Origin of the sequence: Paraburkholderia sp. EG304 (assembly GCF_046543485.1) — a bacterium.
In the GTDB taxonomy this organism is placed as follows: domain Bacteria; phylum Pseudomonadota; class Gammaproteobacteria; order Burkholderiales; family Burkholderiaceae; genus Paraburkholderia; species Paraburkholderia youngii.
Genome location: NZ_JBKGUA010000413.1, coordinates 1 through 294, shown reverse-complemented (window position 1 = coordinate 294; position 294 = coordinate 1). Strand labels below are relative to the sequence as shown.

The window sequence follows — 294 nt, the reverse complement described above, 5'->3', positions numbered from 1 at the left end:
AGAATCGTTTGCCCTTGCCGGAATCAACCACGGCTTATGCTGCCGCCAAGGCTGCACTGTCCACGTACAGCAAGAGTCGGTCGAAGGAAATCACGCCTAAGGGCGTGCGCGTCGTGCGCGTGTCGCCGGGATGGGTGGAAACCGAAGCGGCAGTTGCGCTGGCAGAGCGGCTTGCCAGCCCGGCCGGTACGGATTACGAAGGCGGCAAGCAGATCATTATGGACGCGCTGGGTGGCATCCCGCTCGGACGGCCGTGTACGCCGGCGGAAGTCGCGAACCTGATCGCGTTTTTGA

1 protein-coding gene is annotated in these 294 nt (G+C 62.9%); it reads left to right on the top strand.

What is annotated here, in order from left to right:
* Positions 1 to 294: SDR family oxidoreductase (locus ACLFKU_RS44525; RefSeq protein ID WP_410853491.1), on the top strand; the 294-nt coding region annotated here is incomplete at both ends.